This window comes from Enterobacter cloacae complex sp. IR5384 (assembly GCF_049237265.1).
Taxonomy (GTDB): Bacteria; Pseudomonadota; Gammaproteobacteria; order Enterobacterales; family Enterobacteriaceae; genus Enterobacter; species Enterobacter cloacae.
In genome coordinates this window covers 211,002-224,387 of record NZ_JBMKHJ010000002.1, presented here as the reverse complement: position 1 = coordinate 224,387, position 13,386 = coordinate 211,002, and the positions used below count along the sequence as shown (strand labels likewise).

Here is a 13,386-nt window from a genome sequence, read left to right as displayed (position 1 = left end):
TTCCTTATCGGTTGTGTCAGACCAGCTGTTTACGCTGGTTAGACGGCGGAATGGATAAAGACTCTCGATACTTCGCAACAGTACGACGTGCCACCATAATACCCTGGTCGGACAGCATGGTGGTTAACTTACTGTCGCTCAGTGGCTTCGCGGGGTTCTCCGCGGCGATCAACTTCTTCACCAGTGCACGAATCGCCGTTGACGAGGCTTCGCCACCGCCTTCGGTATTCACATGGCTGGAGAAGAAATACTTAAGCTCAAATATACCGCGAGGACTGTGCAGATACTTCTGCGTGGTCACGCGGGAAATCGTTGATTCATGCATCTCGACGGCCTGGGCGATATCCGCCAGCACCATCGGTTTCATATACTCTTCGCCCTGCTCAAAGAAAGCCTGCTGTTGTTCGACGATACAGCGGCTCACCCGCAACAGCGTATCATTGCGGCTCTCCAGGCTTTTGATTAACCAACGCGCTTCCTGCAGATTGCTACGAATATACTGGTTGTCGGCGTCGTTACGCGCGCTGGTGCACATGGAGGCATATTGCTGATTGATTTGCAGGCGAGGAATGCTGTCTGAATTGAGTTCAACGACCCAGCGGCCGTTGTGTTTTCTGACCAGCACGTCAGGTATGACGTATTCAGGCTCACTGGTCTGGATCGACTGGCCGGGGCGAGGATCGAGCGACTGGATCAGGTTAACCGCCTCTTTCAGCACCTCTTCTTTCAGACGCGTAACGCGCATCAGGGTACGGAAATCATGGTTTGCCAGCAGATCCAGATGATCGCTGATGATTAAGCGGGCTTCATCGATCCAGGGCGTCTCTTTGCTGAACTGCGAAAGCTGGATCAGCAGACAGTCGCGCAGGTCTTTCGCTGCTACGCCCACCGGGTCGAAACGCTGAATGCGCTTCAGAACGGCTTCTATCTCTTCAAGTTCAATCTCGTCATCGCCCATGCTTTCCAGAATATCGTCCAGCGTGACGGTCAGATAGCCGGTGTCGTCAACGGCATCGACGATGGAGGTGGCAATCGCGCGATCGGTATCGGAGAAAGGGGTTAGCTCCACCTGCCACATCAGGTAATCCTGTAGTGACTGGGTGGTTTCACCCTGATAGACCGGTAGCTCATCGTCCTGGTAGTCTGCACGCGTGCCGGAAGGGGTTCCGGCGGTGTAGATTTCATCCCAGCTGGCATCCAGCGGAAGCTCGTCCGGCATCTCTTTTTGTTCGAGTGCATCGGCGGTATCGAGGGCTTCCGTGTCCTGTGATTGCTGCGTGTCTACCTCGTCATGAAGATCGGCTTGCTCCAGCAGCGGATTGCTGTCCAGCGCTTGCTGGAGCTCCTGCTGGAGTTCTAATGTGGACAGTTGCAACAGGCGAATCGCCTGCTGTAACTGCGGCGTCATCGCCAGTTGTTGGCTGAGCCTTAATTGCAAACCTTGCTTCATGTTCAGAGCATTTTTCTCCGGTTCGGCGTTACGTTACCTCTACCCTATCAGAGTCTGAAGTCTTCCCCAAGATAGACGCGCTTAACATGATCATCTTCGAGGATCTGCTGTGGCGTGCCGTGGGCGATCAGGTTGCCCTGGCTCACGATATACGCACGTTCACATACGGCCAGTGTTTCACGGACGTTGTGGTCAGTAATCAACACGCCAAGACCGCTGTCGCGCAGATGCTCAATAATACGTTTAATGTCGATAACGGAGATGGGGTCAACGCCTGCAAACGGTTCATCCAGCAGGATGAACTTCGGGTTTGCTGCCAACGCACGTGCAATTTCAACACGGCGGCGTTCCCCTCCGGACAGCGCCTGACCGAGGCTATCGCGCAGGTGCTCAATGTGAAACTCTTCCATCAGCTCGTTGGCGCGATCCTGACGCTGTTCGCTGGTCAGGTCGTCACGAATTTGCAGAACGGCCATCAGGTTATCGAAGACGCTCAGGCGACGGAAAATGGAGGCTTCCTGCGGCAGGTAGCCAATACCCCGGCGCGCGCGCGCGTGCAGTGGCAGAAGGCTGATGTCTTCATCATCAATGATGATGTTACCGGCATCGCGTGGGACAATACCCACGACCATGTAGAAGGTCGTGGTTTTACCTGCACCGTTTGGACCAAGCAGGCCTACAATTTCGCCGGAGTTGACGGTCAGACTGACATCTTCCACGACACGGCGGCCCTTATAGGCCTTCGCGAGATTTTTTGCAGTTAATGTTGCCATAACGAATTAGTTACTCTTCTTCTGTGCCGGGGCCTGGCCCTTGCCTTTGTCCTGCAGCTGAGACGGCACTAACACGGTGGTGACGCGTTTGCCTTTCTCGCTGGAGGCCTGCATTTTTTGCTCTTTCACCAGATAGGTGATCTTATCGCCGGTGATATTGCTGTCGAGCTGTTCCAGATAGGCGTTACCGGTAAGGATGACCAGATCTTTCGCCAGTTCATAATGCATGTGGCTGGCATGGCCCTTCACTGGCTTGCCGTTGTCCTGCATCTGGTAGAACGTGGCCGGGTTGCCGTAGCCATCAATGATCTCTTTGCCCTGTTCGCCACCTGGACGGGTAACGACCACCTTATCGGCATTAATCTTGATGGTGCCCTGGGTCATGACCACGTTGCCGGTAAAGGTAACGACATTACCCTGCATATCAAGAGACTGCGTATCGGACTCGATATGGATCGGCTGTTCGGTATCGCCAGTAACAGCAAGCGCGGGAAGACTGGCCGCCAGCATCGCGCTGGCGATAATTACTTTAAGGCTGAGTTTGTTTGTTTTGAATTTCATAGGAGGTTCTAACCTTTTCAATCAGCTCGGCGTTTTTGCTGCGTAAGTTCCCGCGCATTCTTAAACCGCTGGAATTAAATGTTGTGCCGTACAGAGTGACCAGATCCTGCGACGTCACATCCTGAGTAACCAGGTTGATCTGGGCATTATCTGTCGTAATTTTGCGCAGTTGTGAGTCAGCGGTCAGGGCGTTGACTTCAACATGGCCATAAAGATAAAGCATACGGTCATTCGTCAGTTTTGCCCGGTCGGACTTAATCGACCACGTCGGCACTTTGTCCTTATCAAACGTCGTCATGACCGGCTGGGTAAACCACGAAATACCGTCATCTGAAAAATATTCAACGTGCTGGGCAATCAGGCGATAGTTCAGCGCGCCTTCCGGGCTATAGACTACGGTATCACTGTGATCGCTTTTATAGGTTGGATCGTTATTGTTGATCACTTCCGTTTGCGTATCGTCACGATCGGCAAGGTTCACGCCAATCAGTATCAGTGCGACAAGCGAAAGCAGAATGATAACCCAACGTCTGGTTTTACTCATATCGATTGCCCTTTGGCCTCATCAAGCTTGCCCTGCGCCAGCAGAAGCAGATCGCAGACTTCACGTACGGCACCACGGCCACCGTTGATGTGGGTAACATAATCAGCCCGCGGGATCAGCAGCGGATGCGCATCCGCAACCGCGACACTCAGGCCAATCTCGGCCATTACCGGCCAGTCGATCAGGTCGTCCCCGACATAGGCCACATGTTCTGGAGCGATAGACAGTTTACCCAGTAAATCATTGAAAGCAGCCATCTTATCGGACTGTCCCTGATACAGATGGGTAATGCCCAACGTTTCACAGCGATCTTCTACCAGTTTAGCTTTTCGCCCGGTGATGATGGCAACCTCGATACCCGATGTGAGCGCACAACGAATACCGTAGCCATCGCGAACGTTGAACGCTTTCAGCTCTTCACCATTATTGCCCATGTAAATCAGGCCATCGGACAGTACGCCGTCCACATCCAGAATCAGCAGGCGAATATTTTCTGCCTTTGCCATCACGTGGGCACTGACCGGACCATAACAGGTTGCAAGGGATGCACCCGCATTACTCATTGTCTTATCCTTCATTACACTACGCCTGCGCGCAGCAGATCATGCATATGTACCACACCCAGCAATTGGTCGCCATCGGCAACCATCACTGAGGTGATATGTCGGGACTGCATCAGGTTCAGTACATCCACCGCCAGCGTGCCCGGGCGAACGCGAATCCCGCCGGGCGTCATCACATCGGCAATACCCAGCGTGCGAACATCCACGCCCATGTCGAACACGCGACGCAGGTCACCGTCGGTGAAAATCCCTTCGATCTTCATCAGATCGTCACACACCACCGTCATGCCCAGGTTTTTACGGGTGATTTCCAGCAGCGCATCACGCAGAGAGGCCTCTTTACTGACGTGAGGGATCTCATCGCCAGTATGCATAATATCGTTAACCCGCAGCAGCAGTTTCCGACCCAGCGCACCGCCAGGATGGGAAAGCGCGAAATCTTCAGGGGTAAAACCGCGGGCTTCAAGGAGCGCAACGGCAAGCGCGTCGCCCATCACCAGCGCCGCGGTGGTGCTGGATGTTGGCGCAAGACCCAGTGGGCAGGCCTCTTTCGGCACTTTCACGCACAGGTGAATATCCGCCGCACGTGCCATGCTGCTTTCCGGGCGGCTTGTCATGCAAATGAGCGGGACCTGCAGCCGCTTCAGAACCGGTATCAGCGCCAGGATCTCGTTGGACTCCCCGGAGTTTGACAGCGCAATGACGACATCCTGCGGCGTCACCATGCCCAGATCGCCGTGTGCCGCTTCTCCTGGATGTACAAAGAAGGAGGAGGTGCCGGTGCTGGCGAAAGTGGCGGCCATTTTGCGGCCAATGTGGCCGGACTTGCCCATCCCCATTACCACGACTTTACCGGCACAGTAGAACATCTTCTCACAGGCCAGACTAAAATCCTGATTAATGTACTGATCTAACTGCGCCAGACCTTCACGTTCAATCTCCAGAACGTCTTTGCCTGCTTTCTGAAAGTCAAAACCCGGCTGCAATTCTATTTGCGACATAATGCGTTTCCGTTTACCCAGAGAGAAGAGGCGAAAGCCAGTACAGCATCGCCATCCATACGATAAATCCACCCGTCAGCAGCGCGCCTGCGCCTTTGCCGATCTGTCGTTGCCGCCGCCAGCAGAGCAGGGCAAAGATAACGCTCACCAGCAACATCACCCCGTAATCACGTGAGAAGGCCAGCGGGTTAAACGGCCCGGGCGTTATCAGGGCTGGCAGGCCCAAGACGATGGCAATATTGAAGATGTTCGAGCCGATAATATTGCCGATGGCGATGTCATCTTCACCTTTACGTGCCCCGGCAATGGCCGTGGCCAGCTCCGGCAGGCTGGTGCCGATGGCGATCACGGTCAGGCCAATGGTCAGTTCGCTCATGGCGAAATAATTCGCCAGTACCGTCGCGTTATCCACGACCATCCGTGTTGCCATGGGCATAATGATCAACGCGACACCCAGCCAGAGCAGTGCCACAGGCAGCGTACCTTCACGCGGTAGCTCGGCGACCTGCTCACGCGTCAGGCTGTCCTGACCCTGTTTTTCCGCCAGGCGGGCAATGTTAACACTATAGAGCAGCCAGATGACCGCCAGCGCCAGCAAGAAAATGCCGTCACTGTAGCTCAGAACGCCATCGTAAAATACGCATCCTGCCAACAGGCTTACGATCAACATTAGCGGCAATTCCCGGCGCAGAACATCAGAATGCACGCGAAATGGATGGAGCAGCGCGGCCAGGCCCAGAATAAGCAGAATATTGACGATGTTAGAGCCAATCGCGGTGCCAACAGCAAGGTCTATCTGACCATGCAGCGATGCCGTCACAGAGACGATGATTTCAGGCAGGGAGGTTCCAACACTGACCACGGTCATCCCGATGACAACAGGGGGGACGCCAGTGAGGCGGCACAGGATCGATGCAGCAAACACCAAACGGTCAGCACTGTAGACCACCAAAAGTAAACCAATTATTAACAGTGCTGTTGCTAAAAGCATCAAAAGTCCTTTCTTCAGGTATACTCGCCGGTCCACCGCGCGGGAATTGTTAGCGCTGCATACAGCCTAAGACGTAACGAATTCCTAATTTTGACTTTATGCGCCGGAAAAGTAAAACAAATGCCAGCTTTCGCTAACCTCTACGGCTAATATTCTGTAAAAATGTGGGGTTTAGGGCTGATTTAAGCTTCACGCTTCGCATGAAGCAGGGTAAGAAAGGAACCGTAAATGAGCCAAACGATGGCGAATTTAGTCGATGTCCGTGGGGTGAGCTTTTCTCGCGGCAACAGATTGATATTTGATGATATTTCGTTGACCGTGCCGCGTGGCAAAATCACAGCCATCATGGGACCGTCCGGGATCGGTAAAACGACCCTGCTGCGACTTATCGGTGGGCAGATCCCACCCGATAGCGGTGAAATCCTCTTCGACGGCGAAAACGTACCGGAGATGTCGCGGTCGCGCCTGTATACTGTGCGCAAGCGGATGAGCATGCTCTTTCAGTCGGGGGCCTTGTTCACCGACATGAACGTCTTTGATAATGTTGCCTATCCGCTGCGCGAGCATACGCAGCTTCCGCCAGAGCTGCTGAAAAGCACGGTAATGATGAAGCTGGAGGCGGTAGGGCTGCGTGGCGCCGCAAAGCTGATGCCGTCCGAGCTGTCTGGTGGCATGGCGCGCCGTGCCGCGCTGGCGAGAGCCATTGCGCTGGAACCCGATTTAATCATGTTCGACGAACCGTTTGTCGGACAGGATCCAATTACGATGGGCGTGCTGGTGAAGCTCATCTCTGAATTGAACAGCGCGCTCGGCGTCACCTGCATTGTGGTGTCTCACGATGTGCCGGAAGTGTTGAGTATTGCCGACTATGCCTACATTGTGGCAGACAAAAGGATCGTCGCGCACGGCAGCGCCCAGGCGTTGCAGGAAAACTGCGATCCGCGAGTACGGCAGTTCCTCGACGGTATTGCGGATGGGCCTGTGCCGTTCCGCTACCCTGCGGGCGACTATCGTGACGATTTATTGGGAATAGGGAGTTAAGCCACTCATGCTGTTAAATGCGTTGGCCGCTCTTGGACACCGTGGCATAAAAACCATCAGGACGTTCGGGCGCGCCGGATTGATGTTGTTCAACGCGCTGGTCGGCAAGCCGGAGTTCCGCAAGCACGCGCCTTTACTGGTACGGCAACTCTATAACGTCGGCGTGCTGTCGATGCTCATCATCATTGTGTCCGGTCTGTTTATCGGCATGGTGCTGGGGCTGCAGGGCTACCTTGTGCTGACGACCTACAGCGCGGAAACCAGCCTCGGCATGCTGGTGGCGCTTTCGCTGCTGCGTGAACTGGGGCCGGTGGTGGCGGCACTGCTGTTTGCCGGACGCGCGGGGTCGGCACTCACCGCAGAGATTGGTCTGATGCGTGCCACCGAGCAGCTTTCCAGTATGGAAATGATGGCGGTCGATCCGTTGCGGCGTGTTATCTCACCCCGTTTCTGGGCAGGGGTTATCTCCTTACCGTTGCTGACTATCCTGTTTGTGGCCGTCGGTATCTGGGGCGGTTCGCTGGTGGGCGTTCACTGGAAAGGGATTGATGCCGGTTTCTTCTGGTCTGCCATGCAGGACGCTATCGATCTGCGAATGGATCTGGTTAACTGTTTGATTAAAAGCGTGGTATTTGCCATTACGGTCACCTGGATTGCGTTATTTAATGGTTACGATGCCATCCCGACGTCGGCGGGCATTAGCCGTGCAACTACACGTACTGTCGTACATTCGTCGCTGGCCGTACTGGGTCTGGATTTTGTGCTCACCGCACTGATGTTTGGGAATTGAGTTCATGCAAACGAGAAAAAATGAAATTTGGGTCGGCGTGTTCCTGTTGCTGGCACTGCTTGCCGCACTGTTTATCTGCCTGAGAGCGGCGGATATCACCTCAGTGCGTACCGAACCGACTTATCGCATCTATGCCACTTTCGACAATATCGGAGGGCTGAAGGCGCGCTCTCCTGTGCGTATCGGCGGTGTGGTTATTGGCCGTGTGGCTGACATTACGCTTGATGAAAAAACCTATCTGCCGCGCGTGGCGATGGATATTGAAGAGCGTTACAACCATATCCCGGATACCAGCTCGCTTTCTATCCGCACCTCCGGCCTGCTGGGCGAACAATATCTGGCACTGAACGTGGGCTTTGAAGATCCTGAGCTTGGAACGACTATCCTTAAAGACGGTAGCGTCATCCAGGATACCAAGTCCGCGATGGTGCTGGAGGACATGATTGGTCAGTTCCTTTACAACAGTAAGGGAGATGATAAAAAGTCCGATGCTGCCCCTGCGCAGACTGAAGATCATACCAACGTCGCACCGACACCTGGCACGACGAATTAATATCAGGAGAAGTCATTCATGTTTAAACGACTGTTAATGGTTGCCATGCTGGTTATTGCCCCTCTCACGGCAGCACACGCCGCGGATCAGAGCAACCCGTACAAACTGATGGACGAAGCCGCGAAGAAAACCTTCGATCGTCTTAAAAACGAACAGCCTAAAATTCGTTCTAATCCTGATTATCTGCGTGACGTGGTCGATCAGGAGCTGCTGCCGTATGTGCAGATCAAATATGCCGGTGCGCTGGTGCTGGGGCGTTATTACAAAGACGCTACCCCTGCGCAGCGTGAAGCCTACTTTGCTGCCTTCCGTGAATACCTGAAACAGGCTTACGGCCAGGCGCTGGCGATGTACCACGGCCAGACCTACCAGATTGCACCGGAACAGCCGCTGGGTGATGCCACCATAGTGCCTATTCGCGTCACGATCATCGATCCTAACGGTCGTCCACCGGTTCGCCTGGATTTCCAGTGGCGTAAAAACAGCCAGACCGGTAACTGGCAGGCGTATGACATGATCGCCGAAGGGGTGAGCATGATCACGACTAAACAGAATGAGTGGAGCGACCTGCTGCGTACCAAAGGCATTGATGGTCTGACCGCCCAGCTGCAGTCTATCTCTCGCCAGAAAATCACCCTGGATGAGAAGAAGTAATGTCGCAGCAACTGAGCTGGTCGCGTGAGGGCGAAACATTAAAGCTGTCCGGTGAACTCGATCAGGATCTGCTCAACCCGTTATGGGATAAACGCCATGACGCCATGCAGGGCGTTACGCTGATCGATTTGAGCGGCGTCACGCGGGTGGATACGGCTGGGGTGGCGCTACTTGCCCACCTCATTGCCGTGGGGAAAAAGCAGGGGGCAACCGTAATGCTTCACGGGGCCAGCGATAATGTCGTCACCCTGGCGCAGCTCTACAATCTTCCTCAGGACGTACTGCCGCATTAATATTTTCAGTGCGTTACTTCTGAAAGCCCTGACAGTTTCATCGTCGGGGCTTTTTGCTTGTTTAAGACGACGCCACTTTGCTCTAAGATGTTGGGCTTGTTTTCACTATCAGATGATTAAGAACCCATGGAAAATCATGAAATCCAGACAGTGCTGATGAATGCACTCTCCCTTCAGGAAGCCCACGTCACAGGCGATGGCAGTCACTTCCAGGTTATTGCTGTGGGTGAGATGTTCGACGGTATGAGCCGTGTGAAGAAACAGCAGGCTGTGTACGCGCCGCTGATGGAATATATTGCGGATAACCGCATCCACGCCCTGTCGATTAAAGCGTTCACCCCGCAAGAGTGGGCACGCGATCGCAAACTAAACGGTTTTTGAGCTGAGGGCGATGCGCCCGCAGCACGGTTGAATTTATAAGAGAGCACACCATGGATAAATTTCGTGTACAGGGGCCGACGCGCCTCCAGGGCGAAGTCACAATTTCTGGCGCGAAAAACGCCGCGCTGCCGATCCTCTTTGCTGCGCTGCTCGCGGAAGAGCCGGTAGAAATTCAGAACGTACCGAAGCTGAAAGATATCGACACCACCATGAAGCTGCTCACCCAGTTGGGGACGAAAGTCGAGCGTAATGGCTCCGTCTGGATCGATGCCAGCAACGTGAACAACTTCTCAGCACCGTACGACCTGGTGAAAACCATGCGTGCATCCATCTGGGCGCTTGGCCCGCTGGTAGCGCGTTTTGGTCAGGGACAGGTGTCACTGCCTGGTGGTTGCGCCATTGGCGCGCGTCCTGTTGACCTGCATATCTTCGGTCTGGAGAAGCTGGGCGCGGAGATCAAACTGGAAGAAGGTTACGTTAAAGCGTCCGTTAATGGCCGCCTGAAAGGCGCACACATTGTCATGGATAAAGTGAGCGTTGGCGCAACCGTCACCATTATGTCCGCGGCAACGCTGGCAGAAGGTACCACCATTATCGAAAACGCCGCGCGCGAGCCGGAAATTGTGGATACTGCCAACTTCCTCGTGGCGCTGGGTGCAAAAATCTCTGGCCAGGGTACCGATCGCATCACCATTGAAGGCGTTGAGCGTCTGGGGGGCGGTGTGTATCGCGTTCTGCCAGACCGTATTGAAACCGGGACTTTCCTGGTGGCTGCGGCCATTTCTGGCGGCAAGATTGTTTGCCGTAATGCGCAGCCTGACACCCTGGATGCGGTGCTGGCGAAGCTGCGTGAAGCGGGTGCGGATATCGAAACCGGTGAAGACTGGATCAGCCTTGATATGCACGGTAAACGTCCAAAAGCGGTAACCGTTCGCACGGCGCCGCATCCGGCATTCCCGACCGATATGCAGGCTCAGTTCACGCTGCTGAACCTGGTGGCAGAAGGTACCGGTGTGATCACCGAGACTATCTTCGAGAACCGCTTCATGCACGTACCGGAGCTGATCCGTATGGGCGCACATGCAGAGATCGAAAGTAACACGGTGATTTGCCACGGTGTTGAGAAGCTCTCCGGTGCGCAGGTTATGGCAACCGATCTGCGTGCGTCTGCGAGCCTGGTATTAGCGGGTTGTATCGCGGAAGGAACGACGGTTGTGGATCGTATCTACCACATCGATCGTGGTTACGAGCGTATTGAAGACAAACTGCGCGCGCTGGGTGCCAATATCGAGCGTGTGAAGGGCGAGTAATCGTTCCGGCAGCCCCCTGCCAGAGATGGCCGGGGGGGTGCTGTTCCTGTCAAAAAAAGCGCGTCAGGCCGGTTGCTCTTTCCTGGTTTTTTTCTGGCGAATCATGCGTGTTCTGTCAATAAACTCATGGGTAATGGGATCGTGGTAACGCGAGGGCCAAATGACCCACGGGTGCGTCTCCAGCGCCGATGCAATAATCAATTCACCCTTTGGCCAGGGGCGAGTCAGGGCATTTGCCAGCGTTGATGAGCTCAATCCATTGCGACGTGATTCAGCGGCGAGCGATGTTCCTTTTTTGCGCAGCGCAGCAATAATATCTGCTGAGTGCCAGTCGATAAATTTCATATCCATAAAGCTGTCCTTGTGTTCGTAATCACCCACGTCATTTCTACCGAAACGACGGGGTTACTATACTCATTTTGAACACAGGCTCTAAAAAGTTCGCGTTACTTGAAGGAATATTCAGAATAAGACATGGCTTTATTCATGCGGTCTGTAAGCCGATGATTTTACGTGAATATGGAATTTATAAGAACTTATTGAAATCTCCCCGCGAAGGCCGCGGGGAGAAGCGAGAGGTTAACGATCGCGCTGTACGGCGATGTGGGCAAGGCCGATTAACGCATCGCGCCATGGGCTGTCTGGAATGACCTGCAGTGCCGCGATGGCTTTATCCGCCTCTTCTTCAGCGCGCTGACGCGTCCACTCCAGCGAGCCGCAGATGGCCATTGTTTCCAGTACCGGTTCCAGTAGATGGCGACCATTTCCCTGCTCAATCGCTTCACGGATCATTTTCGCCTGGTCAGCGGATCCGTTGTGCATGGCATGGAGCAGCGGCAGGGTCGGTTTACCTTCGTTGAGGTCATCGCCGACGTTTTTGCCGAGCGTTTCGCCATCAGCACTGTAGTCCAGCAAATCGTCAATCAACTGGAATGCGGTCCCCAGATAACGGCCGTAGTCCTGCAGCCCTTTTTCCTGCGCAGCGGTACAGCCAGCCAGAATGCCGGAACATTGCGCCGCGGCTTCAAACAGGCGCGCGGTTTTGCTGTAGATTACGCGCATGTAATTTTCTTCGGTGATGTCAGGATCGTTGACGTTCATCAGCTGCAGCACTTCGCCTTCCGCGATCACGTTAACGGCTTCAGACATCACTTCCAGCACTTTCAGAGAGCCGAGGCTGGTCATCATCTGGAAGGCACGGGTATAGATAAAATCACCGACCAGAACGCTGGCTGCGTTGCCGAAGGCGGCGTTTGCCGTGGCTTTGCCACGACGCATGTCTGATTCATCCACAACATCATCATGCAGAAGCGTCGCAGTGTGAATAAATTCGATCAGTGCTGCGATAGTGACATGAGCCTTTCCCTGATAACCCACGGCTCTGGCGGCCAGTATGGCAATCATCGGGCGAATACGTTTACCGCCGCCGCTGACGATGTAATAGCCCAACTGATTGATTAGCTGAACATCAGAGTTGAGTTGTTCCAGGATTGCTGCATTCACACCCGCCATATCTTGCGCGGTTAACTCGTTGATTTTTTCTAAATTCATCGCAAAAGCCGGGCTTTTTATCCTGTTTATCCCATCTTTAATGGGGTAACGAAGGGTTTCGGTTTATCAATAGTATTGCTGATTGTACTGAAAAAACGGCTCAGATAAACGCTACCGTACGTGTTGTGTTTTTTTTCTTCATGTATTGATGGTAGCACTTGTCAAAGGCTCGCGTTTTGCGTAATATTCGCGCCCTATTGTGAATATTTATAGCGCACTCTGATTCATACGAGGATGTGCGCGGAAGCGGAGTTTATATGTACGCGGTTTTCCAAAGTGGTGGTAAACAACACCGAGTAAGCGAAGGTCAGACCGTTCGCCTGGAAAAGCTGGACATCGCAACTGGCGAATCTGTTGAGTTCGCAGAAGTTCTGATGATCGCAAACGGTGAAGAAGTCAAAATCGGCGTTCCTTTCGTTGATGGCGGCGTTATCAAAGCTGAAGTTGTTGCTCACGGTCGTGGCGAGAAAGTTAAAATCGTTAAGTTTCGTCGTCGTAAACACTACCGTAAGCAGCAGGGCCACCGTCAGTGGTTCACTGATGTGAAAATTACTGGCATCAGCGCCTAAGACCTGAGGAGAGATTTAAATGGCACATAAAAAGGCTGGCGGCTCCACACGTAACGGTCGCGATTCAGAAGCTAAACGCCTGGGCGTTAAGCGTTTCGGTGGCGAATCCGTTCTGGCGGGTAGCATCATCGTTCGTCAACGTGGTACCAAATTCCACGCTGGCAACAACGTAGGTTGCGGTCGTGACCACACTCTGTTTGCTAAAGCAGACGGTAAAGTGAAATTTGAAGTTAAAGGCCCGAACAACCGTAAATACATCAGCATCGTTGCTGAGTAAGGTTTTCTCGGTCCGGTAACGGATTAAAGCCCCGCAACCTGTTGCGGGGCTTTTTACATTGGAAACCCGGTAATTTTTTCTGTA

18 protein-coding genes are annotated in these 13,386 nt (G+C 53.7%); 9 read left to right on the top strand and 9 right to left on the bottom strand.

Features of this window, described 5'->3' with window-relative positions:
• Positions 1-16: 16 nt before the first annotated feature.
• The 7 genes from rpoN to ACOTX3_RS03195 are packed head-to-tail and all read right to left on the bottom strand — an operon-like array spanning position 17 to position 5,883.
• A complete protein-coding gene (gene rpoN / locus ACOTX3_RS03225) occupies positions 17-1,450 on the bottom strand; it encodes an RNA polymerase factor sigma-54 (RefSeq protein WP_013098942.1) in 1,434 nt (477 codons plus the stop codon).
• A 47-nt stretch (positions 1,451-1,497) separates the two neighbouring features.
• Complete coding sequence (gene lptB / locus ACOTX3_RS03220; RefSeq protein ID WP_013098941.1) at positions 1,498-2,223, bottom strand: LPS export ABC transporter ATP-binding protein; 726 nt, start codon at positions 2,221-2,223, stop codon at positions 1,498-1,500.
• Between the two features lie 6 nt (positions 2,224-2,229).
• Entirely contained in the window at positions 2,230-2,784 is a 555-nt protein-coding gene (gene lptA, locus ACOTX3_RS03215; protein ID WP_013098940.1) for a lipopolysaccharide ABC transporter substrate-binding protein LptA, read from the bottom strand.
• Positions 2,753-3,328, bottom strand: coding sequence for an LPS export ABC transporter periplasmic protein LptC (lptC, locus tag ACOTX3_RS03210; RefSeq protein ID WP_013098939.1), 576 nt, complete (start codon positions 3,326-3,328; stop codon positions 2,753-2,755). The genes lptA and lptC overlap by 32 nt, the downstream gene beginning before the upstream one ends.
• Positions 3,325-3,891: a 3-deoxy-manno-octulosonate-8-phosphatase KdsC gene (gene kdsC, locus ACOTX3_RS03205; protein WP_029883391.1), complete on the bottom strand. Its 567-nt coding sequence runs from the start codon at positions 3,889-3,891 to the stop codon at positions 3,325-3,327. The genes lptC and kdsC overlap by 4 nt, the downstream gene beginning before the upstream one ends.
• A gap of 14 nt (positions 3,892-3,905) precedes the next feature.
• On the bottom strand, positions 3,906-4,892 hold the full coding sequence (gene kdsD, locus ACOTX3_RS03200; RefSeq protein ID WP_014833452.1) for an arabinose-5-phosphate isomerase KdsD: 987 nt from the start codon (positions 4,890-4,892) through the stop codon (positions 3,906-3,908).
• A gap of 13 nt (positions 4,893-4,905) precedes the next feature.
• Positions 4,906-5,883 carry a calcium/sodium antiporter gene (locus ACOTX3_RS03195; RefSeq protein ID WP_058679447.1) on the bottom strand — a complete coding sequence of 326 codons (978 nt, stop codon included), beginning with the start codon at positions 5,881-5,883 and terminating at the stop codon, positions 4,906-4,908.
• Between the two features lie 228 nt (positions 5,884-6,111).
• Here ACOTX3_RS03195 and mlaF point away from each other — a divergent pair, with 228 nt between their 5' ends.
• The 7 genes from mlaF (at position 6,112) to murA (ending at position 10,905) form a co-directional block, all read left to right on the top strand.
• A complete protein-coding gene (mlaF, locus tag ACOTX3_RS03190) occupies positions 6,112-6,924 on the top strand; it encodes a phospholipid ABC transporter ATP-binding protein MlaF (RefSeq protein ID WP_020687352.1) in 813 nt (270 codons plus the stop codon).
• A gap of 7 nt (positions 6,925-6,931) precedes the next feature.
• Positions 6,932-7,714, top strand: a complete 783-nt coding sequence (gene mlaE / locus ACOTX3_RS03185) for a lipid asymmetry maintenance ABC transporter permease subunit MlaE (RefSeq protein WP_010436044.1) — start codon at positions 6,932-6,934, stop codon at positions 7,712-7,714.
• A 4-nt stretch (positions 7,715-7,718) separates the two neighbouring features.
• Positions 7,719-8,267 carry an outer membrane lipid asymmetry maintenance protein MlaD gene (mlaD, locus tag ACOTX3_RS03180; RefSeq protein ID WP_013098934.1) on the top strand — a complete coding sequence of 183 codons (549 nt, stop codon included), beginning with the start codon at positions 7,719-7,721 and terminating at the stop codon, positions 8,265-8,267.
• Between the two features lie 18 nt (positions 8,268-8,285).
• Positions 8,286-8,921 carry a phospholipid-binding protein MlaC gene (gene mlaC / locus ACOTX3_RS03175; RefSeq protein WP_013098933.1) on the top strand — a complete coding sequence of 212 codons (636 nt, stop codon included), beginning with the start codon at positions 8,286-8,288 and terminating at the stop codon, positions 8,919-8,921.
• Entirely contained in the window at positions 8,921-9,214 is a 294-nt protein-coding gene (gene mlaB, locus ACOTX3_RS03170) for a lipid asymmetry maintenance protein MlaB (RefSeq protein ID WP_023622313.1), read from the top strand. Before mlaC ends, mlaB begins: the two co-directional genes overlap by 1 nt.
• 126 nt (positions 9,215-9,340) lie before the next feature.
• The gene (gene ibaG, locus ACOTX3_RS03165; RefSeq protein WP_008501458.1) at positions 9,341-9,595 is read left to right on the top strand and encodes a BolA family iron metabolism protein IbaG; all 255 of its coding nucleotides are present in this window, start codon (positions 9,341-9,343) and stop codon (positions 9,593-9,595) included.
• A gap of 50 nt (positions 9,596-9,645) precedes the next feature.
• Positions 9,646-10,905 (top strand): UDP-N-acetylglucosamine 1-carboxyvinyltransferase, encoded by a 1,260-nt coding sequence (murA, locus tag ACOTX3_RS03160; protein WP_013098931.1) that lies wholly within the window; start codon positions 9,646-9,648, stop codon positions 10,903-10,905.
• Between the two features lie 63 nt (positions 10,906-10,968).
• Here the strand turns inward: murA and sfsB are convergent, their stop codons facing one another.
• Positions 10,969-11,256, bottom strand: a complete 288-nt coding sequence (sfsB, locus tag ACOTX3_RS03155; RefSeq protein ID WP_013098930.1) for a DNA-binding transcriptional regulator SfsB — start codon at positions 11,254-11,256, stop codon at positions 10,969-10,971.
• A 228-nt stretch (positions 11,257-11,484) separates the two neighbouring features.
• Positions 11,485-12,456 (bottom strand): octaprenyl diphosphate synthase, encoded by a 972-nt coding sequence (gene ispB / locus ACOTX3_RS03150; RefSeq protein ID WP_013098929.1) that lies wholly within the window; start codon positions 12,454-12,456, stop codon positions 11,485-11,487.
• A gap of 257 nt (positions 12,457-12,713) precedes the next feature.
• Here ispB and rplU point away from each other — a divergent pair, with 257 nt between their 5' ends.
• Entirely contained in the window at positions 12,714-13,025 is a 312-nt protein-coding gene (rplU, locus tag ACOTX3_RS03145) for a 50S ribosomal protein L21 (protein WP_003025032.1), read from the top strand.
• A 19-nt stretch (positions 13,026-13,044) separates the two neighbouring features.
• Positions 13,045-13,302 (top strand): 50S ribosomal protein L27, encoded by a 258-nt coding sequence (rpmA, locus tag ACOTX3_RS03140; RefSeq protein ID WP_004385076.1) that lies wholly within the window; start codon positions 13,045-13,047, stop codon positions 13,300-13,302.
• Positions 13,303-13,386 lie beyond the last annotated feature (84 nt).